The organism is Ignavibacteriota bacterium, from assembly GCA_016707525.1.
Classification (GTDB): Bacteria; Bacteroidota; Ignavibacteria; order UBA10030; family UBA6906; genus JAGDMK01.
The window spans coordinates 46,217-68,505 of record JADJHP010000009.1; the positions used below are offsets into that span (position 1 = coordinate 46,217).

Here is a 22,289-nt window from a genome sequence, read left to right on the forward strand (position 1 = left end):
TCCTTCTGCCGCAATTCTCCGGACGCATAAAGGATGAGCACTGTGCCGGTCGCGCCGACCGTGACAGACTGGAACAGGTCACCCGGTTCATCGGTTAGTTCGGCCAGCGGGCCACCGGGAGACCGCTCGAAGCTGCGGATCGTCCCGCCTTCAGTTTCAGGACAACGATAGCGTTGCCTTGCCCGCCTTCACCGATCTGATGAAGCTTCAAATACCCGCTGGGGAACGGAAGACCTGCTTCCATCCTGCAGAATCATACCGGCAGAGGTATTGGTGGAGCGCAACCAGAGCCCGCCATGCGTTGGATAGGATCCCGATCGAGATACATATGGCCGGGCTTGATGATCTCGGGCACCTGGGGATCATTCACTTTGAGCGGACCTCGGTCCTGACATGCCGATAGAGCGCCGATCCCAGGAGGATGATGCTCCCGTCCCTGTCGCGGGCAGCGCCGGCCGGGGCGATCTCCGGCGGCGTCCGCTCTGGATCCGCTGCACGGTGTCGCGTCCTGACCGAATACACCCACTCCTGAAAGGTGACAAGAAGCCCGGACGTATCCGGACAAATACTTACCAACCTGGCACTCACTTCGGAGAGGCCGGGGATGAAACTCTCATGCCAGACATAGCCATCGTACCACGCGAGCCCACGACTGGTGTGGACCCACGTCACACGGTCACCCGCTTCATAGATGCCATGCACAATATCGGAAGGGAGTCCGGATTCGGTCCCGAACCGGACCCAACGCCAGGAATCGCTTAGTCGCGAGAGTTGTCCCGACGCAGATGATCCAAGGAACAACATCAACAGGAGAAGCCGGAAGATGTGGGGGTGTGGGCGCATAAAGGGTGTGATTGAAGAAAATATCGTACTTCGCAGAGGAAGAAGCAAGCTGTGAATGGCCGCGCTCAATACCGGCGGTCGACCAACGCCCCGGAGGCGCTCCCGCGTGACGTGCCGGATGAGGAGTATCCTTCCTCGGCGGATTTTGTCGTCGTTGTCGTTGTCCCGCCCGAGACGTAGGAGCGGCCACATTCAGGGCAGATCGCCGAATGGATCGTGACGCTTTGCGCAACGACACGCTGACCGTTCTCCCTGGCGCGGGCCTGCTCGTGCACCACATGCTGCTGTTCGTGCGCGCGGACCGCGGTGGACGCCTGCTCGGGTTTCAACGATGTCGGGGTTTGAAAACTCACGGTGGGGTCGGAGGAGCGGTCGCTGTACTTCCTCCCTTTGCAGGTCTGGCATTCCGAAGTGCCGTTGATGCCGGATGCAGCATTGCTGCCGCCGGCATCCTCCCGCCTGCCGGTGACACCGGCTGCACGGGCTTCATTCGCGGGGGGCATCCATTGTTGCCCCCATGTCGTGGCTCCGATCTGCATGGTCGCTCCCCCTGAGACGCAGCAAATTTCGAGCCTGGAAAATCGCCGGAAATCGCCCCGATCAGGGCCTGTCTGCCAGTGAGACGTGGGTATATGTGCACACCTGTCCACCGGGCGCGACCCAGGCCACGCATCAGACCGTCCGGGAAAAGATCGGCCTCTCCTTCGCCATCCGTTCCAGATAGGCATCGAAACACATGGCGATGTTCCTCAGCAACAGCCGGCCCGGGCCAACGACCTTGATGCACGAAGGGGTGGACTCGACGAGGCCATCTTCTTCGAGAGGAACGAGTGCGGCGCGTGCCGCCGCAAAGTATTCATCGAACGCGATCCCGAACCTCTTCTCCACTGCCGGGATATCGAGTTCCAGGTCGCACATCAACCGGATGATCACATGCTTGCGGATGTGATCATCATCCGTCATCCTGTACCCGACGTGCGTCGCAAGCATCCCTGCGTCAAGCGCCTTGTAATACTCGGACAGCATCTTCGTGTTCTGGGCGTAGACGTTGGTGAAGTGACTGATCGACGACATGCCGAATCCATAGAGGTCGGCACCCGCTTTCGTCGAATATCCCTGGAAGTTCCTGTAGAGTGTGCGCTCCTCACGTGCCCGCGCAAGTTCATCATCCGGCCGGGCAAAATGATCCATCCCGATGTACTCATAACCGGAAGACGTGAGGAGTTCGATCGTCATCTTGAGGATAGCGAGCTTCTCTTCCGGCAACGGAAGATCGGATTGCTGGATGAGCTTCTGATGCGGCTTGAGCCAGGGGACGTGCGCATAATTGAACACCGCGATGCGGTCGGGCTTGTAGGTGAGCACGCCACGGATGGTCCGCTCGAACGACGCGGGCGTCTGATGCGGCAGGCCGTACATGAGATCGATATTGATGCTGGAGAAGCCCAGTTCACGTGCCCAGTCGTATACCTGGCGGGACACCGATGCGGGCTGGATGCGGTTCACGGCAGCCTGCACCTCGTATTCGAAATCCTGCACGCCCATGCTCATCCGGTTGAACCCCGCGGCGGCAAGTGCCTCAAGATGAGCACGGTCCAGTTCCCGCGGATCGATCTCCACACTGCACTCGGCGTCAGGTGCGAACGGGAACGACGATCGGATCGTGGCTGCAATGTCCCTGATCTGATCAGGCGACAGATGGGTCGGCGTGCCACCGCCCCAGTGCAGTTGGGTCACCCGGCGGCCGGGAGCGATCAATGGCGCTACCAGCGCCATCTCCTTCTTCAGGTACCGCAGGTACTCATCGATACGGGCGCGGTCGCGGGTGACCAGCATGGTGCACCCGCAGAAGTAGCAGAGCGTATCGCAAAAGGGAAAGTGGAAGTACAGCGAGATGTCAGAACTCGTCCCGGGGGCATTCGTCGCCCGTATCTCCCCGGCGAAATCGGACGCGGTGAACGTCGGTTGAAAGAGCGGAGCCGTCGGATAGCTCGTGTAGCGCGGGCCCGGACGGTCATACTTCTTCAGCAAAGCAACATCAACTTGTGAGAACGGTCGTCCCATGATATCCTCCATCACATCTTCAGTATATCGAATTCGGGACGGAATTCCAAGGTCCGGACATCCACGGCGGTCATCCCGGATGAACGATGATCGTGGGATTCACCTCAACGATCGATGCGATCGAGTTCGCCACAAGGCAATGCTTCTCTGCCTCCCGGAGCAACGCATGCACGTCCGTCTCGACCACATCCTTTCCCACGGTGATGGTCGGGAAGATCACGATGCGCGTGAACCGGTAATCCTCGTCGATGTGCTCGAGCACACCGTTCGCGTGACTCCTGTACGACACGATCGTCATCTTCTTCTGCGCGGCGAACGACAGGAAGGTGGTCATATGACAGACCTCCACCGATCCCACGAACAGGTCCTCGGGGGTCCACACCCCGCGCTCCCCCTTGAACTCCGGGGGACTCGAGATCTTCAACGTCGGCTTCCCCTCCGACCCGATGGTCCCGCTCCGCCCTTCCGTCCACGTCGTGCTGGTCTTGTACGTGAAGGACTTTGCGCGGATCACGTGTTCTGTTCCTTCCATACGCTCCCCGTCAACCCCGTCCCGCCGGAGCGGGAGCGGATGGCTGATCCATCAAACGCTTGCGCGTGTACGCGATCAGTCCGCCTGCTTCAACGATGGCCTGGCGGGCCTTCGGGAGCTTTTCGATCGGGAATTTCTTGCCGGTCGTGGTGTTCACGACCACATCGCCTGTCACCTCCACGTCATCACCCGGTGATGCCTCGAAGCCGGGAGCGACGACAAGATTGAGCCCGAGGTTCACGGAATTCTGCATGAAGATGCGGGCGACGCTCCGCGCGATGATCAGCAACTCATGCCCCTTCAGCGTGGACACCGCCTGCTCGCGGGAAGAACCGCAACCGAAATTCTCGCCCGCCACGAGCACGCTTCCCGCAGGGACCTGCTTGGCCTTCAGCATGCCATTGAATGTGGCATCGTCCGCAAATGCGAACGCCGGCGTCTCCGTCGGGAGCACCGTCGCCATGAAGCGGCCCGGATAGATGACATCCGTGCTGATATCGTTACCGATGGTATAGACGACCTTCGCCATGACGCTCAGGCTCCTTTCCGCGGATCAGTGATGACACCATCAACAGCAGAGGCGGCAGCAACCGACGGCGAGCAGAGATAGACCGCTCCGGTGGGGTTGCCCATGCGCCCTTTGAAGTTCCGGTTCGTCGTGGATAACGCCGTCTCGCCGTCTCCCAGCGCACCTTCGTGCACGCCGAGGCACGGGCCGCAGCCCGGATTCATGACGACCGCGCCGGCCTTCACCAGGTCCGTGATGTATCCCGCTTCCAGTGCCCGCTGATAGACCCGCGATGATGCAGGGAACACCAGCATCCGCGTGTTGTCGGAGACCTTCTTACCGCGCAGGATCCCTGCCGCGGCAGCGATGTCGTCCAGCCGGCCATTGGTGCATGACCCGATGACGATCTGATGCACCTTCGTCCCGAGCACTTCCGTGATCGGCTTCACGTTGTCCACGGTATGCGGACAGGCGATCTGTGGCGCAAGCGTCGACACGTCGATCTTGACGACCTGGACATAGGCGGCATCCGGATCCGGGAGGACGGGAGCTGGCGGGTTCTGCACACCGGCTTCTTCGCGGAGGTACCGCAACGTCTCTTCGTCGGCCGGCACGATACCGGCTGTTGCCCCGGCTTCCACCGACATGTTGCAGATGACCAGGCGCCCGGAGGTCTCCATGCGGCGGATGGTCTCGCCGTGGAATTCGATCACGCGGAAGTTCGCTCCGTTGGCAGAGATCTTGCCGATCAGGTGCAGGATGAGGTCCTTCGGGCCCACCATCGGCGCGAAGGCACCGGTCACCTCCACTTTGATCGTCGCGGGCACTTCAACGTTCACCGCACACCCGAGCGTCCATACCGACGCCATCTCCGTTGCACCAATGCCGAAGGCGAATGCTCCGAGGGCTCCGTGGCTCGTCGTGTGCGAGTCCGTTCCGACCACCACCGCCCCGGGCAGCACGTAGCCGCTCTCGGGAAGCACCTGGTGGCAGATACCACCGCGGTCGCCACGGATATCATGGAACTTGCTGATCATGTGGCGCGCAACGAACTCGCGGACCTTCTTCTGGTTCGTGGCGGTCTTCGCGGATTCGGCCGGCACACGATGGTCGAACACAATGGCGACGCGCGACGGGTCCCACACACGCGCATCCTTCCCCGTGTCCTTGTAGATCTCCAGGAACTGATTGATGACCAATGCGGCATTCTCATGCGACATGGCGAGATCCACGCGCGGTTCAAGGACGTCGCCGGCCTTCACCGACGTCTGTCCGCTTGCCCGGGCAAGGATCTTCTCGGCTACTGTCATACCCATACAGGACCTCTCCGAATGAGTGGTGGTACGTTATATCACTTTCTTTTCTCTCAGCGCGGCGATCTGCGCGTCGTCCAACCCGATGCCGCGCAGGACCTCTGCGGTGTGCTCGCCGAGCCGGGGCGGCGGGGCCGTGACCATCCCCGGGGTCTTCTCGAACTTCGCCGTCATATTGAAGAGCGGGATCGCACCGATCCCCTCTACTTCTAACGTCGTGAAGGTGCTCCTGTGTTCCACCTGGGGCTGGTGCACCGCCTGGTCGAGGGTCAAAATGGCCCCCGAAGGAACGTCGTGCTTGTTCAGCACCTCGACCCAGTACGCCGTATCGTTCTCTTTCAGCCTGGCTTCGAGAAGGGGCGTCAGGGCTTTGCGGTTCTTCTTGCGCGTATCCCTCTCCTGAAAGCGCGGATCGGCCTTCAGCTCCGGCACGCCCAGGACGTCCGTCACGGCCTCCCACTGCTCCTGCTTGTTCGCCGCGATGTTGATGTACCCATCCCGGGTCACGAACACTCCCGAGGGCGCAGCCGTGAAATTGTCGTTCCCCATCAATACGGGGGTCTGCTTCCCTATCATGAGGTTCGCCACAACCCACCCCATGAGCGGCATGATGGAATCCAGAAGGGCGACATCGATGCTCTGGCCTTCACCGGTGTGCTCGCGGTGATAGAGGGCTGCCATGATGGCGAATGCGGCATTCAACCCACCGACCGTATCGCACACGGGGAATCCGGCACGGAGCGGGCTGAGCCGGTCATCACCGTTGATGGCCATCTCACCACTCAGCCCCTGGATGATCTGGTCGTACGCGGGTTTGAGCGCATCAGGACCGGATTGCCCGAATCCCGAGATCCCGCAGTAAATAAGGCGCGGATTGATCGCGCGGAGGACGTCGTAGGAAAGGCCGAGCCTGCCCATCACATCCGGCCGGAAGTTCTCCACAAGCACATCTGCTGTCCCGATGAGCTTCTTGAAGATCTCCTTCCCTTCCGGAGCCTTCAGGTTGAGCGTGAGGGAGCGCTTATTCGCATTCTGGGCCAGGAAACTCGTGCCCATCAGCATCTGATTGTATTTCGGCACCGACCCCAGCTTCCGGGCCAGATCGCCGTCCGTGGGATTCTCGATCTTGATCACCTCCGCCCCGAGGAGGGCAAGGTGGAGTGTAGCGAATGGGCCGGAGAGGACATTCGTCATGTCCAGTACCCGGATACCGCCAAGCAACTGCGCTTTCTGTGTCATCCCTGTGTCGATCGAATGGGTCCTGTTTTGTAGATCATCCCCGGCATGTCGCGGTGAAAGTACTCCGCCACCTCACGTGCCACGGCGATGATCCCGTCGAGTTGTATATCGGTACGCTCGCCCATCCTCTGGAACATGTGCACGAGGTCCTCGGTGCACACATTGCCGCCGGCGACCTTCGTGAACGGACAGCCGCCGAGTCCGGCCACGGACGATTCAAAAGCTGTCACGCCCGCCCGCAGCGCGGCGATGCAATTCGCGACCGCCATACCATAGGTGTTATGAAAATGGCAGGTGAGTTCTGCCCGGGCGTCCATTGCGCGGACCGCCGCGAACAATCGCTCCACCGCATCGGGGGCGGCGTGGCCCGCAGTATCCGCAAGGCTGATATTCGTCAACCCGGCATCCAGGTACCGGCGAACGATGCCGAGCACACGGTCTTCCGGCACAGCGCCCTCAAAGCCGCAGCCGAACGCCGACTGCACCGAGACTTGCACAGCACACTGCGCGGCGATGGCTTGCTGCGCCGTGGCAATGATGCGCGTGGTCGCCTCGGCAACGGACATTCCGGTGTTCTTCTGGCTGTGCGTCTCGCTCGCAGATACGCCCATGCAGAACATCCGCACGCCGCACGCCAATCCCCGCTCCAATCCTTTCTCGTTGAGGACGAGACCGGAGAGGACCACGCCGGACGGCAGGCCGCCCGGCGCCATGAGGTCACGGAACAGCGCATCCGTATCCGCCATCTGGGGGACACGCGTCGGATGAACGAAGGAGCCTGCCTGGATGATATCGACCCCCGTGGCAGCGAGTGCTTTCAGCCAACGGAGCTTTGTTGCGGTAGGGACGGTCTCGTGCTCCATCTGGAGCCCATCACGCAACCCGACCTCGTGGATCACCAACCGGGGAGTGCTCATAGATGTGCCGCAATAGCCTCCGCCAGCTGGGTCGTCGTGCTCGAACCGCCCATATCATATGTGCGGACCTTGCCTTCCTTGATGACCGCCGCGGTGGCACGCTCAAGCTGCGCACCCTTCTCGGTCTCACCCAGCCAGTCCAGCATCATCTTCGCGGCAAGGATCGTCGCAATCGGATTCACTTTGTTCTGTCCGGCATACTTCGGTGCACTGCCATGCGACGGCTCGAACACGGCGAGCTTCTGCCCGATGTTTCCGGAACAGCCGAAGCCGAGGCCACCGACCATCTGGGCAGCAAGATCGGAGATGATGTCGCCGTACAAATTCGGCGCAACCAGGACATCATAGTTGAACGGATTCTTGAGGAGCCACATGCAAATGGCATCCACATTCGCTTCATCGAACTGGATCTCGGGGAAGTCCGCAGCCACCTTCTTCGCTTCATCGAGGAACATCCCATCCGTAGCGCGGACGACATTCGCCTTGTGCACGACGGTCACTTTCTTGCGGCCATGCGCGCGGGCGAATTCGAAGGCGGCGCGGACGATACGCGACGAGCCCTTCTTCGTGTTCACTTTGCACGAGATCGCGTATTGGTCAAGTGCGTTGTCCTTTGAACGCGCCGAACGGCTTCGACACCTTCGCAAGGACGTCAGCAAGCTCCTGCGGCACAGGATTGAACTCCACGCCGGCATACAGGTCCTCGGTATTCTCGCGGAACACCGTGAGATCGATGCCCTCTTTCAGATTGAGCGGATTGCCCGCGTACGCTTTGCAGGGGCGGAGGCAGATATACAGATCGAACAACTGGCGCATCCGGACGATCGGAGAACGGTAGATGAGCCCCTTGCCCCGGAGTTCGGGAACAAGTTCGGTTTCCGCGGCTTTGACCGGCTTCGACGTGATCGCACCGAACATGGCAGCATTCACGCGCTTCAGGAGGTCGACGGTCCGCTGCGGGAAGGCGTCCCCTTCCTTGCACCAGAATTCCCACCCGATATCACCATGCACGTATTCCGCATCGAGTTTCATTGCATCGAGGACGATGCGGGTGGCATCCATGACATCGTTGCCGATGCCGTCTCCGGGCAGCCAGGCGATCGTATATGTGCTCATGACGTTCGGTCATCTCCAGCGAATGTGGTATGGTGGTCTACGGTTCGATCGTACATTCATTGCCCCCCCGGCTGCACACCGGGTGGCACGGCGTTTCCCGGGCGTCGGTCAGTCCGCCAACCCGGTCTCCATATCCTGCTGCAGCCGCACCTCTTCCAACTCCTTGCGCAGGGCATCGGCATGCCCCTGCTCCATCACCGCGAGGGCCTCGAGCATCCGTCGCGTACCGGTGTTCCCCGCATGCCCTGCCGCGGTGCGGTAATAGTCGCGCGCTTCGATCTCATCCTCGATCGCAAACGCAAGGATATCCTGCAGCGACAACTCGCTCCAGTCCAACTGATCGTGCGTGGGATGGGCCATGGCGTCAGGCGAACGTGTCGTTGATACGGTCGATGACATCGAACTTCTCCGCCAGCTCCTGCCGCTTGTCGCGTAACACGCGCAGGGCGCGTTCGCGATCGGCAACCAGCCCCTGGAGGATCTCCGCCACGTCGGGGTAGTCGCACTCGGAAGCGAACCGGCGGTATTCTTTCAACGCTTCCTCTTCCCGGTGCTCCGCCACGGACAGCGCCGAGCAAAGCCCTTTGCACGAATGCACACACTCCTGTGCCATATTGTCTCCCTCGCTGATCGATGGAACGGCGACGCGCAATGCGCCGTGGATTCCTATGCCACCACTGTTTCCCCCGCCAGGGCCCTGCCGCGTGTCAACGCCTGCTCATTGACCGGCAACAGGTGATGATACCGTTCGGGAAGCACTTTGCGGAGCGCTTTCAGGATCGCCGGCATCTCCAGAACGCGTGTACGTTCCAGGAAGGCACCGAGGACGATCATATTCAATACTTTCGTGTTCTTCAGTTTCACGGCCTCATCACTGGCCCGGATACCGAGCACCGTGCAGTCGGTTCGCTTCGGGGGGATGATGATGCTGGTCGCATCGTACAGCAGCAACCCTCCCGGACGGACCGCGTGTTCGAACTTGTCCATGGACGGCTGGTTCAACGCGATCACCGTATCGAACGTCGTCACCACCGGGGAATCAATCGGGTCATCGGAGACGATCACGATGCAGTTCGCCGTGCCGCCACGCATCTCGGGTCCGTACGACGGCATCCAGGTCACTTCTTTGCCTTCGATCATGCCGGCGTACGCGAGAGTCATACCCATGGAGAGCACACCCTGCCCGCCGAAGCCAGCGATCAAGAGTTCATGTGCCATAACGATTCTTTCTATCCTGGTCTACAGGGTCCGTGTTACGCCGGCACTTTGATGTCGCCGGGAGGATACATCGGGAACATACTGTCCACAAGCCACTTGTTCGCCTGGATCGGGGTCATCTTCCATCCCGACGGACAGTTGGAGACGACCTCAACGAAGCACGTGCCGGAGCCTTGCTTCTGCCAGCCGAACGACTTCGTCAGCGCCTTCTTCAACTGCCGCACGGCGTTCGGGGTATGCACCGACTGCCGGGTCACATACGAGACACCCGGAAGGAGGGCGACCATGTCCGCGATCTTCAGCGGGAATCCGGCTGTTTCCCGGGTGCGCCCCGCAGGCGATGTCGAGGTCTTCATGCCCATCAGGGAGGTGGGGGCCATCTGCCCGCCGGTCATCCCGTAAATGGCATTGTTGATGAACACCATCAGGATATTCTCGCCACGATTGCAGGTGTGGATCGTTTCGGCGGTGCCGATCGCCGCAAGATCACCGTCGCCCTGGTAGGAGAAGACATACTTGTCGGGATGGATGCGCTTCACCGCCGTCGCCACGGCACTGGCGCGACCATGCGCCGCTTCCTGCATGTCGATATTCATATAGTGATAGGCGAACACCGAGCACCCGACCGGTGCAACACCGATGGTGTTCTCCGCGATCCCCATCTCTTCGATCACTTCCATCAGCACGCGGTGGACCACACTGTGGCCGCACCCCGGGCAATAGTGGAACCGCGCCTCGGACAGGGTGCCGGGCCGTTCATACACGCACTCCATCCCTTCGAGGGATGCCGCATCGAGTTCCTGCACGATCTCCTGGACCATATCAGCGTGCCTCCATGGTTACACCGGATGTCTGACTTACCATGTTCTCCACCGCCTGGGCAACTTCATCGGGCGACGGAATGACGCCGCCCATCCTGCCATAGAACCGGACCGGAACACGGCCTTCCACCGCAAGGCGCACATCCTCGACCATCTGTCCGGCATTCATCTCCACGACCAGCACACCTTTCATTCGCTCCGACAACGAACGGATGATCGCCGTGGGATACGGGAAGAGGGTGATCGGACGGATCAGGCCGACGCGGTGGCCGTTCGCACGCGCAACCTGTACCGCACGGTGCGCGATGCGCGCCGCAAGTCCGAAGGCAACGATCAGATACTCCGCATCGTCCGTCCCGAGAAGCTCATACCGTACCTCCTGCTCTTCGATCAAACGATACTTGGCCTGCAGCTTATGATTCACTTCTTCCATTTGCTCGGCCAGCATATGCAGCGATGTGATCACGTTGGCGGGACGCGTGGCCGGCTTGCCCGTGGTCGCCCACGGCTTCGGCACGACATGGGCCGCAGGATCGTAGTCGGGGAACTCCACCTTCTCCATCATCTGTCCGAGTGCACCATCGGCAAGGATCATCACGGGATTCCGGTAGCGGTCGGCCAGATCGAATGCATCGTACACGAACCCTGCCATTTCCTGGACGCTGGACGGCGCAAGGACGATCAGCCGGTAGTCGCCGTGCCCGCCGCCTTTGACGGACTGGAAGTAATCGCCCTGCGACGGCTGGATGGTGCCGAGGCCCGGCCCGCCACGGCTCACGTTCACGATGAGGCACGGGAGCTCCGCGCACGCAATGTACGAGATCCCTTCCATCATCAGGCTCACACCCGGACTGGAGGAGGATGTCATGACCCGTGCACCCGCCCCGGCTGCGCCGTACACCATATTGATGGACGCAACTTCACTCTCCGCCTGGAGCACGATCATGCCGCGCGTCCGTCCTTCACCGGCGAGATACTCGAGGACCTCAGACTGGGGAGTGATGGGATAGCCGAAGTACGCCTGGCATCCGGCGCGGATCGCGGCTTCTGCCAGCGCTTCGTTTCCTTTCATCAACCGTACGTCGCCCACGGCTATTTCCTTTCGTCGGTCAGGGTCACGGTGATATTCTCCGTCACGTTCGTGATCTTTGCCACGGGCACCCGCGTCTTCTTCGTCTCGCGGTACACGGTGATGACGGCATCAGGGCATACCAGCGCGCAATTCGTGCACCCGGTGCAGTTGTCCTGCACCAGCACCGCGTAGTGATATCCCTGGGAATTGATGTTATCGGAGAGTTTGACGCTGCCCTGCGGGCACGCCTCGATACAGAGCTCGCACCCTTTGCAGGTCTCGATGTCGAACTTCACGCTGCCCTTTGCCATCGCTCCACTCCTTGCGTTCTGTGTTCAGTCCATACGGGCTTCCGGCCCGCTCACGACATGGCGTCCAGGGACGCCGCAAGATCTCTGATGACGTCGTCAGGCTTCTCCAGCCCCAACGCGAGCCGCACGCCCCCGGGATCGAGGCCTTTTGCGACCTGCTCGTCCGCAGGGAAGGCCGAGTGGGTCATGGATCCCGGATGCTCGATGAGCGTACGGATGTTCCCGAGGCTCACGGCGAGGGTGATGCAATAGGCCGACTGGGCGACATGGTTGATGAAACGTTCCGCGCGCTTGAGTGATTCGTGTGCGTTGGCACCCTTCATCACGAAATACACCATGGACCCGGGAGCGAAGTTGCCGTCGAAGTCCACCATCTGCCGCCGCGCCAACTCCAACTGGGGAAACGAGGCCAGACCGGGATACAGGACACGTTCGATCTCAGGCCGCGTCTCCAGAAACTCCGCTACCTTCTGCGCCGTCGCCTGCATCTGGCGCATGCGCACCGAAAGCGACGGCAGACCCACCACCAGGACAGGCCATGCGGCCTTGGACGACAGGACGCCGCCGAAATCCTTGCGGTACAGCATGAGCATGTCGTGGCTCCACCGCGGACCGACCACCACGCCACCGATATCGGTGCCGAATCCGCCGATCGCCTTGGTCAACGAGTGTACCACGAAATCGATACCATGCGCGATCGGGCGCTGGCAGAACGGCGACGCGAATGTACTATCGACGACCGTGCATACCCTGTCCTCCACTACCCGCCCGATATTCGCTTCCCGCGCGATCTTCGCGATCGCCTGCAGGTCAACGAGCCGCATCGTGGGGTTCACCGGAGATTCCATATACAGCACACGCGTGTGCTTGGTGATCGCTGCCGCGACTTCGGCGGGGTTGCTGAAGTCGACGAACTTCACGCCGATCTTGAGGCGTGGATACCAGTTCGTCAGAAGCGAATAGGTACACCCGTACAGGACCTTGTGCGCCACGATCTCGCTGCCGGAGCCCGTCAGCATCCCGAGCACGCCGGCGATCGCTGCCATGCCGCTGGCGAACGTTATCGCCATATCCCCGCCCTCGGCGTATGCGAGGTTCTGCTCGAGCATGTCCTTGTTCGGTTCACCCAGACGGTCATAGATGTAGATCGGGGCTTTGCTCTTGACCTGCACCTCATCCGTGGTGTGCGCGAATTCCATGAAGCCCTGCGCACCGCGCTGGGCGCTATCCAGCCGGAAGGTAGCGGAGGACGTGATCGGAGGCAGAAGATGATGGCTGTAATCCCACAACGGGTCGTCCATCCGGCCGTAGATCAGATGGGCCTCCACGGAATGCGGCCTGTCACCCTGAGTAGGAACCTTGTCGGTCGTGTTCTCCATAGCATTCATCCTTGCATCGCAAACCGTGAATGATGGTGTGGTCACCCCCCCGAAACGTGTTCAGGCAACCCCGCGCAATGCCTGATCGTCAATGATGCAGATGGCGTCCACCGGGCAGTCCTCCGCCGCCTCTCTCATATATTCCTCTTCTTCCGAGGAACGGGGCTGGCGGGCCACAAAATAGGTGTTGCTCTCTTTTTCGAAATCGAAGTTCTCGGGAGCAATGGAAGCGCAGTACGCGCACCCATCACACTCTTCCGTCGTGTAGAATTTCCCCGAAACATTGTTCGGCAGCCGACGCGTCGTCGCTGTGTCCATCCCTAGTCCCTCCATCGTTTCACTATGGCCAATGCAAATCCGATCATCATCAGGACGGTCCCCGTCCACACAAGGCTGATGAACGGCTTGATGCTCGCTTCACCGATCAGCACTTCGGGCTTCGACGCGTGCTCTCCGGCACGGGCGACACCGATCGTGATCGTGGATGGGCCTTCGCCCATGCTGATATTCATCGCCAGAAGCTGCACATCGCCTCCCAGCAATCTGGACGGGACCCCGGGATGGTGCGGCCCCTCTGCTGCCGGGATCAACCGCGGACTGATCGCCTCCGTCTGGTCGCCCTTCTGAATGAGCAGGCTGGCTCCCACACCGGCTTCCGCCTCCTTCTGCGACATCCCCTCGCCCATATGTCCGCCCATCACGAAACCGGCAAAGGTCACCGCAACACCATCCACCTCACGCATCTGTCCCTTCTGAAGATCGAACTCGAGCGGCGCAGCACCTTCCTCGGGCGGCTCAAGGCTCATCGGCGAAAGATAGAAATCCGACGTCAGGTGAGAGACGATATCCGGATTGCGCATGATGCCCTGCTGGCCGGCATCGAACATGACGGGGTGCAGCATGAACGATGTGCCGGCGCGTTCCGCGCGGACATCGAGAACATATTTCTGGTCCGGTGTCACATTGAAACCGGTGTAGGTCAACGTGTGGCCGAGTGCTTGCACGGGCGTGCCGCGCGGCATGACGACCTGTTCCTTCGAGCTGTACGTGCCGCTGCCGACGACGCCGAGGAAGAAGACCGCCAGCCCGATGTGAGCGATCTTGCCGCCAAGGAACAGCGGGTCACCGGTGATGATCTTCGCTCCATGCTCGATGTTCACGAACAGCGCGAAGAAGGAGGTGAGGACAAGGGCCCCGGTAGCGACATCATCCATCCCCATGCCCACACAAACGGCCGACGCGAGCACCGCGGCCAGGAGCGCGAGCCACATCCGGCGCACCGTGAACCCGATGCTCTGTTCTTCCCACTGGGTGGAAAGGCTGATACCGATGAGCAGTGCCATGAGGATCGCGACCGGCAGGTTCGTGCTGTCATAGAACGCGGGCTCGACACGGGTGGTCGAGAAGATCGGCAGGCTTGTCCCGAACAGAACGACCGCCGCACTGAGCACCAGAGCGATAGCCCCGGCGGCCAGCATTGCTTCACGCGTAAGCCACCCCGGATGCCCCGGTTCGCCTTTCAGGTCGCCCAGACGCCACACGACGAAGAACACGCCGGCACCGGCAACGAGGACCAGAATGGACAGGAGAAGCCAGTAGACGGTCGCCCCGGGATCCGTGAACGCATGCACCGAAGCATCGCCGAGGATGCCGCTGCGGGTCAGGAAAGTGCTGTAGATGACAAAAAGGAACGAGGCGATCGCCAGGGCAAGATTGGTCTTGAGATACTTGCCGGTGCGGCGCTGCGCAACAAGCGTGTGGATCATCGCGGTCGCGGTGAGCCACGGCACGAGCGAAGAATTCTCGACAGGATCCCATCCCCAGTACCCGCCCCAACCGAGCACGCCGTAGGCCCAGTAGGCACCAAGCATGATCCCGAGGCCGAGCACACTCACCGCAAGAATTGTCCAACTCAACCCCTGTTCACTCAACAACAACGGCCTGCGCTTCCACAGTCCGCCAATAGCCTGGCTGAACGGCACACCCATGAGCGCAAACCCGATGAAGAGGATCGGGGGATGAATGGCCATCCAGAAGTTCTGCAGGAGCGGGTTCAATCCGTGGCCATCTTCCGGCAGCTGTCCGATCGGAAGCTCCGGATGCATGGACCAGATGGTGTAGAATGGCGATTTGAAGATCGCGAGGATGATGAGCAAAGCCTGCACGAGCAGGAAGACGGACATCACTTCGGCTTCCGTCTCCCGCTTGCGGCTGTACGACGACAACGTCACGGCGATCAATGACGAGCACAGGATCCAGAAGAGGAAACTCCCTTCCTGCCCCGCGTAGAATGTGGACAGAAGGAAATGCAATGGCAGAGAACGGTCGCTGTAACCGTACACATAGCCATTGGAGAAATCGTGTGAGAGGATGAGTGCTGTGAGGATCGCTGATGCGAGGACCACGAAGGTGGTGCTGACCGCCATCAACATGCGGGGGAGGGTGAGAGAACCGGGACGGTCGGGTGAGACGCGTGCGTACCCGATGGCGGCCCCCAGCGACATCACTCCGGCGCTGATCAGTGCAACTTGTCCAAGAACGGTCATTCCAACTCCAATAGTACGTGGTGACCCCTTTTATAGGTCAACATGCGTGCCATCGGGAAGCGGTTCCGGACCCCCGTTTAAATGATTTAAACCCAAATTCAGGTGAACGGGGCCTGAAAACGGCGGTTTGGATTCCAATTCGTGGGAATGCGTTTGCAGAAGAAAGAAAAAGGAAGGGGAAGGAGATGGTGGAAAAGAGGTGCAATGGCGGACAGGGCACGCACAGGACCATACATAGAAAGAGCGAGGGATCGCCTCGCTCTTTCCTTCATCCCTCTTCCCCGGTTAGAAGGGGCGCTGCGTGCCGAAGACGTCGATCTTCCCGTTGATGTGCTTCGTCTTGTCGATGATCACGCCGGAACCGTTGACCACACCGGTATGGCAGTTCGCGCAGATCTGCAGCGTGGCGGCCAAATGCCCCTTCGGGGGGAGGCCATGGCATGTGCCACAGGCCGCCTCGGCCGAACCACCACTCCAGACCGGAGCGTAGTTCGCACCTTCGATGACACTGTCAGCATAGGCGAACAGATACTCCGTCGGAGCGGTCGATTTCACCGCTTTCCAGTTGCCGTGGCAGTAGGTGTTGTTGCACTTGTACGTCGCTGCGACGTACGCAGGCAACGGGTGATGCCCACCGTTGGCCGTCGTGAGCTTCGCAAGAGTATCGTTGAACACCACTTCCGCCGGCAGCTGCGTGTCGATGTGGCCGGACGCGAATGCCGTCGCGGGCACGGTGTGGCATTCAACACATTTCACGTCTCTGCCAAGGGCACCGGATACCAGATGCTTCTGATGTGCACCAACGCTGTGTTGCGAGGAAAGCGAATCACCCAGCACACTCTTCGGCGGCGCAGCGGTCGGAATGTCCGACGCCAGCGCACGGAACTGTCCGTGGCACGTGTTGCATGCTTCAGGCGCCTTCTTCACACCACCGGCATCCACGTGGCAGCCGGACGTCATGCAGGACCTCGAAACGACCGCGCCACCATCATAGGTAGCACCGTGACAGGTCTTGCATTGTGCAACAGGATAGCCGGCGGTGTAGAGCCATGCCGCGTGGCCACCGGCACCGGTGAAGGCCGAGTGTGGATAGGACGAGTGGCAGGTGAAGCACGACTTCCCGCTGCTCCCGCCTTTGAAATCAGCACCATGGCATCCTGCACACTCCGTCAGGTTCCAGTTCTTCCCCTGCAGATAGCCGCCGTGCGATGTCGCCGGCACGGTGCCCGTCCAACCGACCTTGTGCGGATACGACCCGTGACACGTGAAGCAGGATCTCCCGCTTGTCCCACCGGAGAAGTTCGCTCCGTGGCACGTCGCACAGTCCGTCAGCGTCCCCATGCCCAGGCGGAGGAACTTGCCATGGAACTGGGTGGCAGACGTGTCGGTCCATCCGATCTTGTGCGGATAGGATGTGTGGCAGGTATAGCAGGAGGTCTTGCTGGTGCCTCCGTTCAACGCCTTTGCATGACACGTGACGCAGGCATCGAAGTCGTAGGAGCCGGCCTTCAGGACCTTTCCATGGAACGCACTGGCCGCGGGGTCGTCCCAACCGACCTCATGCACGCCCTTCTCCGCGCCGGGAGCCGGAAGATCCGTTTTCAGTTCACTGCAGGCGCCTAGCAATAACGCAGAGCCCGCAAGTGTCACGGCCGCAACGGTGCGGCGGAGCAGAGTGTTCATCATCGCATCGTCCTTCTTAGCCATGGCAGTACCCGCAGAAATTCCGTCCCTTTGTGCCGTCCGGCCTGGCGTTCAGATCAGTATGACAGTTGAAGCAGGTCGATCCCGCGTTCTCATGCCACGGGCCGTGTTCGCCCTTCATATATCCCGCGGTGTGCGTACGTGGATCGGTGCCGCGGATGCCGTCGGCGTCCACATGGCATGTGATGCACACCGGATCGCCTCCCTGCGCATCATGGCAGGCCACACAGCTCTCGATGTCGCGGCGCGCAAGCTGAGCATGCCGCCCGCCACCCGAACCCACACCGAGCGTCGTAAAGCCGGCACCCAGATGCCAGGCCGGCTTCGCGCCGTGCGCCGTGATGTTATCGCCCGTTTCGTGGCATTCCGAACAGAACTCCTGTGCAGAATGGCAGGTATAGCATTCCGAGCTCTTGCTCTTCGCATCGATGCCGTGCGTGAAGCGATAGTTCAGATCGTGCACCATCTGGATCGTCTGGGTCCCCGATCTGTTGCCCGGGAACACCCGCGGCGTGGGATCGGCCATCCATGCGCCCTTGCCGAACCGCATCAGCGCCGCACCGTCATGGCACTCCGCACAGAACGATTGCGTGTGGCATGTGGAGCAATTCGTTTCGAGAGCACCAAGGCGTGTCAGCTCGCGATGGCTCTTCTTGAAGCCTGCTTCGAGATGGTCGGGGGGAACGAGCGCGTGCAGATTCGTGTGGCATGCTTCGCACTGGTTCGTTGCCTGACGTTCGTTGTGACACGTTGCGCAGGTCTCCATGGACGGCATATTGGCCGCCGAAGCGAACTCCACGCCATCCAGCCCCTTGTGACACGTCGTGCATTCGACGTTCTTCATGGCCAGATGGGCTTTGTGCGAGAACACCAGTTCACGCTCCACGACCGGTGCTGCCTGGATGTTCTCCGGATCCACGTGGCAGAACCCGCACTCGCCGCCGAGCTGTTCCTCATGACACGAGGTGCAGTTGTCGTGCGTCGGACGCAGCGCATCGGATGTCTTGGTGCTGTTCGCGGCGGGATGGCAGTTCTCGCATGCCACCGATGCACCCTCGATATGAAGCTTGTGAGAGAATTTCAGATGCTTGCTGTCATTGTTCTCGGGCCATTCCGTCCGCTCCAGCGGACGATAGGCAACTGCGGTCACCAGGGCCGCCACGACGACGGCAAAGAAGATGAGATATCTGCGGATCATTGCCGTCCCTCCACATTCGTCCGTGAGAACCGATGGGCAAACCAGTAACTGAATCGCGCCTGAACACGGAGGTCACGCTGCATCAGCTTGTTGGTCAACCACTGCCCCTGCACATCAAAAGAGATCGCGCTCGTGGGGCGGACCGCCGCACCGAGGATCACGCCGATGGCGTTGTCCTTGGTGCTTTCTTTGCTCAACCGGTACGACGCATAGGAGAAACCGGCTGTGGGAATGATCACTTTACCAAAGAGAGGATATGAGGCCTGGGCACTGAGCGAGGTCAGCTCCCCGGCATACCCGTCGCTCCCGGCATACGCAATGGTGGCATAGCCGGTATTCAGCCCGACCGTCCACCGCGTGCTCTTTTCGTCCGTATACGAAACCGCTGCAACGCGGCCGAAGGCGCGCACCATCGGGGTGAAGCCATACTCCACGCCGCCTTCCAGCTCGTCCACCGCGTTGGAGACGAAGGCAGAGAAGATCGAATTGTACATCACGCGGGGCAGGCGGTGAATGTAGTCCGCGCTCACAGCGATCCGCTCGGTGATCTGCACACGGGCACCGCCCTGGGCACGCGCCGTGCGCTCGTTGAGCATGTCATGGTCGTACCGACCGTACACCGAAAGCCGCTCTCCGTAGTTGTAACGTGCATCCGCGCTCGCGAGCTCTTCTGCATCCGCCGAAGGCTCGATATAGAGCGGCACCGGGCTGAAGGAGGTGTCCCGTGCCCGGATCGTCCAGTAGGGATCGCGTTCTTCCTGACGCTTCATGTAGCTCAGGCCGATGCGCGCACCGGGGAGCGCCGTGGTGACCACCTGGCCGCCATACATGGCGTTATCGGCGAACTTGGAAGGCATCGTGAATTCGGGGCCGACGACCGCGCCACCGTACCCGGTAATGGTCAGCGTGTTGTTGAGGAGCCGCGCACGTGCCACAAGGCCATCAAGGGAGCCAACGCCGACGCCGGCATAGACGCTCTGGCGGCCAAGATGGACCTCTGCCACCTTACCGATATTCAGCCAGCTGAGGTAGAGATTATAGAAACGCACCCGGCCCGCATCCCCGAACGAACCCGCGAGGTTCGTCGATCCCTGCAGGAAGGTCGTGAGCGAAAAATCCCCTTGCGACACCGTCAGCTGGGCCGTTTGGTAGGCCCGGACGCGTTGCTGTGACACTCCTACCGTATCGAATTGCTCCCATCCATAGACCGCGGTGGAGACACGTCCCGAGACATATTGCGCCCCGGACGTCGCCACACACGCTGTCAGCAACACGACAAGCGGGAGAAGACGTGATCCGTTCATGCGATGTTCCTTTCGTTGCCGCCTACCAAGACGCGCCATCCGTTACCGGCCGGAATGGCATTCCACACAGTTCATTTCGTTCCACCCGTCGCCGATATCTTCCGGGTGCTGGAACGGAAGTCCGCCGACCGCCAACGTCTGCGGTACAATATCCGTTCCCTGGTACAGAATGGTATGACAGGTATTGCAATCCTTGGAGATCACGCGGCCGTCGGCGCTTGCATGGTTCCCATCGTGGCAACGGAAACAGCCGAGGTCGGTCATGTGACCGATATTATTGGGATACGCACTCCAGCGCACCCGCATCTTCGGAAAGAAATTCATTTTGTACTGCCGCTGGGTCTCCTGCACCGCCGCATCGATGGACGCCCGCTGATCCGCACCCAACGACGGGTATTCTGTCGCGTAGAATTCCTTGAGCTGAAGCGCGATACTGTCCATCGCCACCTCGGTCGAGGTGTATTCCTGCTTCAAGGCCTCAATGGCCTTTTCGCGGATATGGGGAAGCGCCAGACTGATCCGGCCGCGCGCAAGGCTCTGGTCCACGATCCGTGCCGGCGGACGATAGATATGCGACGGCCGGTTGTGGCAATCGATGCAGCTCATCGGGGCAGCGAGCTTCTCGCGGAACTCGGCCATCCGGGAGGCCTCTTCGGGAACGACATACTCGGTCACGCTCCCGGTCTTCAGATCCTTCACGCGGACATACGGGATGACCTGCCGCTGGGAGTCGGAGGTCGCGAACTGGATCTCATTCGTGGGACTGATATGCCAGTGAATGCCGCCGGCAGGACCGTGCTCGTCGCTGCCGCCGCCGATCTTCATCAACAACCCGATGGTCCAGCGTGTATTGGCGGAATCCGACTTGAAATACGTGTTCACATACTTCTTTTCCGCGGAGAAGTGCGACGGCCAGTGGCACTGCTCACACGTCTCCCGGGCCGGGCGGAGGTTCGCGATCGGGGTCGGGATCGGCGTCGGATAGACGTTCGCGATGACCGCATACACTTGATAGGCACCAGAAAGTTTCGACCGCATATACCAGCCGGCTCCGGAACCCACATGGCACTCCACACACTTGACGCGCGCGTGGGGTGAATTCTGATAGGCGGTGAATTCCGGCTCCATCACCGAGTGACACGTCTCGCCGCAGAACGGCACCGATTCCGTCCACTCGAACACACGATAGCTGCCATAGGCAGTGAACAACAGGACGATGAACGTCACACCGGAGAACAATGTCAGCGCAGCACGCTGACGGGGGACGGCAAGATCGACGGTGAACGAGAGCCGGCTTGCCGGCTGCCCTCTTCTCAGTCGCCGGCGCTCACGCCAGGCACCCAGGGGGATCAGAAGGAGCCCCAGGATGAGCGGCAGAGGGAGAACGATGTACGAAATGATGCCAATGTACGCGGGGGCGTTCGGCTGCAACAGCTCCACGGCGGTGAGGAAAACGATCGTAAGCAATGTCACACTGGCGATCGCTGCGCCACCGATCGAGATCGGGTTATAGAAGATGTCGGGAAGACGCCGTCTGGTCATTGCCGCCGCGGGTTTGGGTGTAACACAACAGCGGGGTCCGCGTACGCGGTCCCCGCTGTCAGGATCTCAGAGTTACTTCTTGGGGGTCTTGTGAACGATCTTCGCCCACATCTCGGCCGGCTTGAAACCCTTGAACGTCGGGCTCTCGCTATTGTGGCAGGTCACGCACGTCTTCATCGCTGCATCACCCGTGATCAGGCCTGCTTCCACAGCCTTTGCCTTGTTCTCCGCCTTCGTGTGAAGGGTCTTGTACCCGGATGCTGCACCGTGACACGATTCGCACGTCACGCCTTCCTTCACATCCGCGGCAGCTCCGCCCGTCACATGGCACTTCAGGCACTCAGGAGCCTGATCCGGGGCAACCGTGAGTCCCTTGTCCTTCGCGACCTTCTTCGCCGCATCGGTCTGCAGGGTCTTGAACGCACCCGCATGGGCGCTCTTCTGCCAGATCGGGAATGCTTCGCCCTTGTCCTTTGCCTTGTGGCACATGGCGCAGGTCTTGGTACCGATATTCTTGTTCTCCGCGGCAACCGTGCCTGCAACGAACACGAGCGCGACGACGATTGCGATGGCGGTGATGGCGATCCTCATGGAACCCTCCTTAAGAAAGTTGGTATTGATGCCTGAATGTACGGCAAAGAAAATCAATTTTCCACCTGTGA

At 60.7% G+C, this 22,289-nt stretch carries 22 protein-coding genes and 1 pseudogene; all 23 read right to left on the reverse strand.

Annotation, left to right across the window (positions count from 1 at the left end; all coding sequences use genetic code 11):
- Positions 1-366: 366 nt before the first annotated feature.
- The 23 genes and pseudogenes from IPI01_14725 to IPI01_14835 all read right to left on the reverse strand — a co-directional run bounded on the left by IPI01_14725 (position 367) and on the right by IPI01_14835 (position 22,218).
- Positions 367-843 carry a hypothetical protein gene (locus IPI01_14725; protein MBK7259021.1) on the reverse strand — a complete coding sequence of 159 codons (477 nt, stop codon included), beginning with the start codon at positions 841-843 and terminating at the stop codon, positions 367-369.
- A gap of 65 nt (positions 844-908) precedes the next feature.
- Positions 909-1,382, reverse strand: a complete 474-nt coding sequence (locus IPI01_14730) for a hypothetical protein (GenBank protein MBK7259022.1) — start codon at positions 1,380-1,382, stop codon at positions 909-911.
- 133 nt (positions 1,383-1,515) lie between these two features.
- On the reverse strand, positions 1,516-2,907 hold the full coding sequence (hemN, locus tag IPI01_14735) for an oxygen-independent coproporphyrinogen III oxidase (protein MBK7259023.1): 1,392 nt from the start codon (positions 2,905-2,907) through the stop codon (positions 1,516-1,518).
- A 70-nt stretch (positions 2,908-2,977) separates the two neighbouring features.
- The gene (locus tag IPI01_14740; protein MBK7259024.1) at positions 2,978-3,439 is read right to left on the reverse strand and encodes an OsmC family protein; all 462 of its coding nucleotides are present in this window, start codon (positions 3,437-3,439) and stop codon (positions 2,978-2,980) included.
- A 10-nt stretch (positions 3,440-3,449) separates the two neighbouring features.
- On the reverse strand, positions 3,450-3,968 hold the full coding sequence (gene leuD, locus IPI01_14745) for a 3-isopropylmalate dehydratase small subunit (protein ID MBK7259025.1): 519 nt from the start codon (positions 3,966-3,968) through the stop codon (positions 3,450-3,452).
- Positions 3,969-3,973: 5 nt separating this feature from the next.
- Positions 3,974-5,263 carry a 3-isopropylmalate dehydratase large subunit gene (locus tag IPI01_14750; GenBank protein MBK7259026.1) on the reverse strand — a complete coding sequence of 430 codons (1,290 nt, stop codon included), beginning with the start codon at positions 5,261-5,263 and terminating at the stop codon, positions 3,974-3,976.
- A 30-nt stretch (positions 5,264-5,293) separates the two neighbouring features.
- On the reverse strand, positions 5,294-6,499 hold the full coding sequence (locus tag IPI01_14755; GenBank protein ID MBK7259027.1) for a CoA transferase: 1,206 nt from the start codon (positions 6,497-6,499) through the stop codon (positions 5,294-5,296).
- Positions 6,496-7,416 carry a hydroxymethylglutaryl-CoA lyase gene (locus IPI01_14760; GenBank protein MBK7259028.1) on the reverse strand — a complete coding sequence of 307 codons (921 nt, stop codon included), beginning with the start codon at positions 7,414-7,416 and terminating at the stop codon, positions 6,496-6,498. Before IPI01_14760 ends, IPI01_14755 begins: the two co-directional genes overlap by 4 nt.
- Positions 7,413-8,532 (reverse strand): annotated as a pseudogene (locus tag IPI01_14765) (isocitrate/isopropylmalate dehydrogenase family protein). Before IPI01_14765 ends, IPI01_14760 begins: the two are co-directional and overlap by 4 nt.
- Before the next feature lie 108 nt (positions 8,533-8,640).
- Positions 8,641-8,931 carry a hypothetical protein gene (locus tag IPI01_14770; protein MBK7259029.1) on the reverse strand — a complete coding sequence of 97 codons (291 nt, stop codon included), beginning with the start codon at positions 8,929-8,931 and terminating at the stop codon, positions 8,641-8,643.
- Positions 8,897-9,145: a hypothetical protein gene (locus IPI01_14775; GenBank protein MBK7259030.1), complete on the reverse strand. Its 249-nt coding sequence runs from the start codon at positions 9,143-9,145 to the stop codon at positions 8,897-8,899. The genes IPI01_14770 and IPI01_14775 overlap by 35 nt, the downstream gene beginning before the upstream one ends.
- 53 nt (positions 9,146-9,198) lie before the next feature.
- Positions 9,199-9,750 (reverse strand): 2-oxoacid:acceptor oxidoreductase family protein, encoded by a 552-nt coding sequence (locus IPI01_14780; GenBank protein ID MBK7259031.1) that lies wholly within the window; start codon positions 9,748-9,750, stop codon positions 9,199-9,201.
- 35 nt (positions 9,751-9,785) lie between these two features.
- Positions 9,786-10,571: a 2-oxoglutarate oxidoreductase gene (locus IPI01_14785; protein MBK7259032.1), complete on the reverse strand. Its 786-nt coding sequence runs from the start codon at positions 10,569-10,571 to the stop codon at positions 9,786-9,788.
- A 1-nt stretch (position 10,572) separates the two neighbouring features.
- The gene (locus IPI01_14790) at positions 10,573-11,643 is read right to left on the reverse strand and encodes a 3-methyl-2-oxobutanoate dehydrogenase subunit VorB (GenBank protein ID MBK7259033.1); all 1,071 of its coding nucleotides are present in this window, start codon (positions 11,641-11,643) and stop codon (positions 10,573-10,575) included.
- 20 nt (positions 11,644-11,663) lie between these two features.
- The gene (locus IPI01_14795; GenBank protein MBK7259034.1) at positions 11,664-11,954 is read right to left on the reverse strand and encodes a ferredoxin family protein; all 291 of its coding nucleotides are present in this window, start codon (positions 11,952-11,954) and stop codon (positions 11,664-11,666) included.
- A 50-nt stretch (positions 11,955-12,004) separates the two neighbouring features.
- The gene (locus IPI01_14800; GenBank protein MBK7259035.1) at positions 12,005-13,333 is read right to left on the reverse strand and encodes an aminotransferase class I/II-fold pyridoxal phosphate-dependent enzyme; all 1,329 of its coding nucleotides are present in this window, start codon (positions 13,331-13,333) and stop codon (positions 12,005-12,007) included.
- Between the two features lie 60 nt (positions 13,334-13,393).
- Entirely contained in the window at positions 13,394-13,651 is a 258-nt protein-coding gene (locus IPI01_14805) for a ferredoxin (GenBank protein MBK7259036.1), read from the reverse strand.
- Between the two features lie 2 nt (positions 13,652-13,653).
- The gene (gene ccsA / locus IPI01_14810) at positions 13,654-15,879 is read right to left on the reverse strand and encodes a cytochrome c biogenesis protein CcsA (GenBank protein MBK7259037.1); all 2,226 of its coding nucleotides are present in this window, start codon (positions 15,877-15,879) and stop codon (positions 13,654-13,656) included.
- 285 nt (positions 15,880-16,164) lie between these two features.
- Positions 16,165-17,586 carry a hypothetical protein gene (locus IPI01_14815; protein MBK7259038.1) on the reverse strand — a complete coding sequence of 474 codons (1,422 nt, stop codon included), beginning with the start codon at positions 17,584-17,586 and terminating at the stop codon, positions 16,165-16,167.
- Positions 17,579-18,781, reverse strand: a complete 1,203-nt coding sequence (locus IPI01_14820; GenBank protein MBK7259039.1) for a cytochrome c3 family protein — start codon at positions 18,779-18,781, stop codon at positions 17,579-17,581. Before IPI01_14820 ends, IPI01_14815 begins: the two co-directional genes overlap by 8 nt.
- Positions 18,778-20,085 carry a hypothetical protein gene (locus IPI01_14825; GenBank protein ID MBK7259040.1) on the reverse strand — a complete coding sequence of 436 codons (1,308 nt, stop codon included), beginning with the start codon at positions 20,083-20,085 and terminating at the stop codon, positions 18,778-18,780. Before IPI01_14825 ends, IPI01_14820 begins: the two co-directional genes overlap by 4 nt.
- A gap of 42 nt (positions 20,086-20,127) precedes the next feature.
- Positions 20,128-21,627 carry a NapC/NirT family cytochrome c gene (locus IPI01_14830; GenBank protein MBK7259041.1) on the reverse strand — a complete coding sequence of 500 codons (1,500 nt, stop codon included), beginning with the start codon at positions 21,625-21,627 and terminating at the stop codon, positions 20,128-20,130.
- A gap of 72 nt (positions 21,628-21,699) precedes the next feature.
- Positions 21,700-22,218, reverse strand: coding sequence for a cytochrome c family protein (locus IPI01_14835; GenBank protein MBK7259042.1), 519 nt, complete (start codon positions 22,216-22,218; stop codon positions 21,700-21,702).
- Positions 22,219-22,289: the final 71 nt, after the last annotated feature.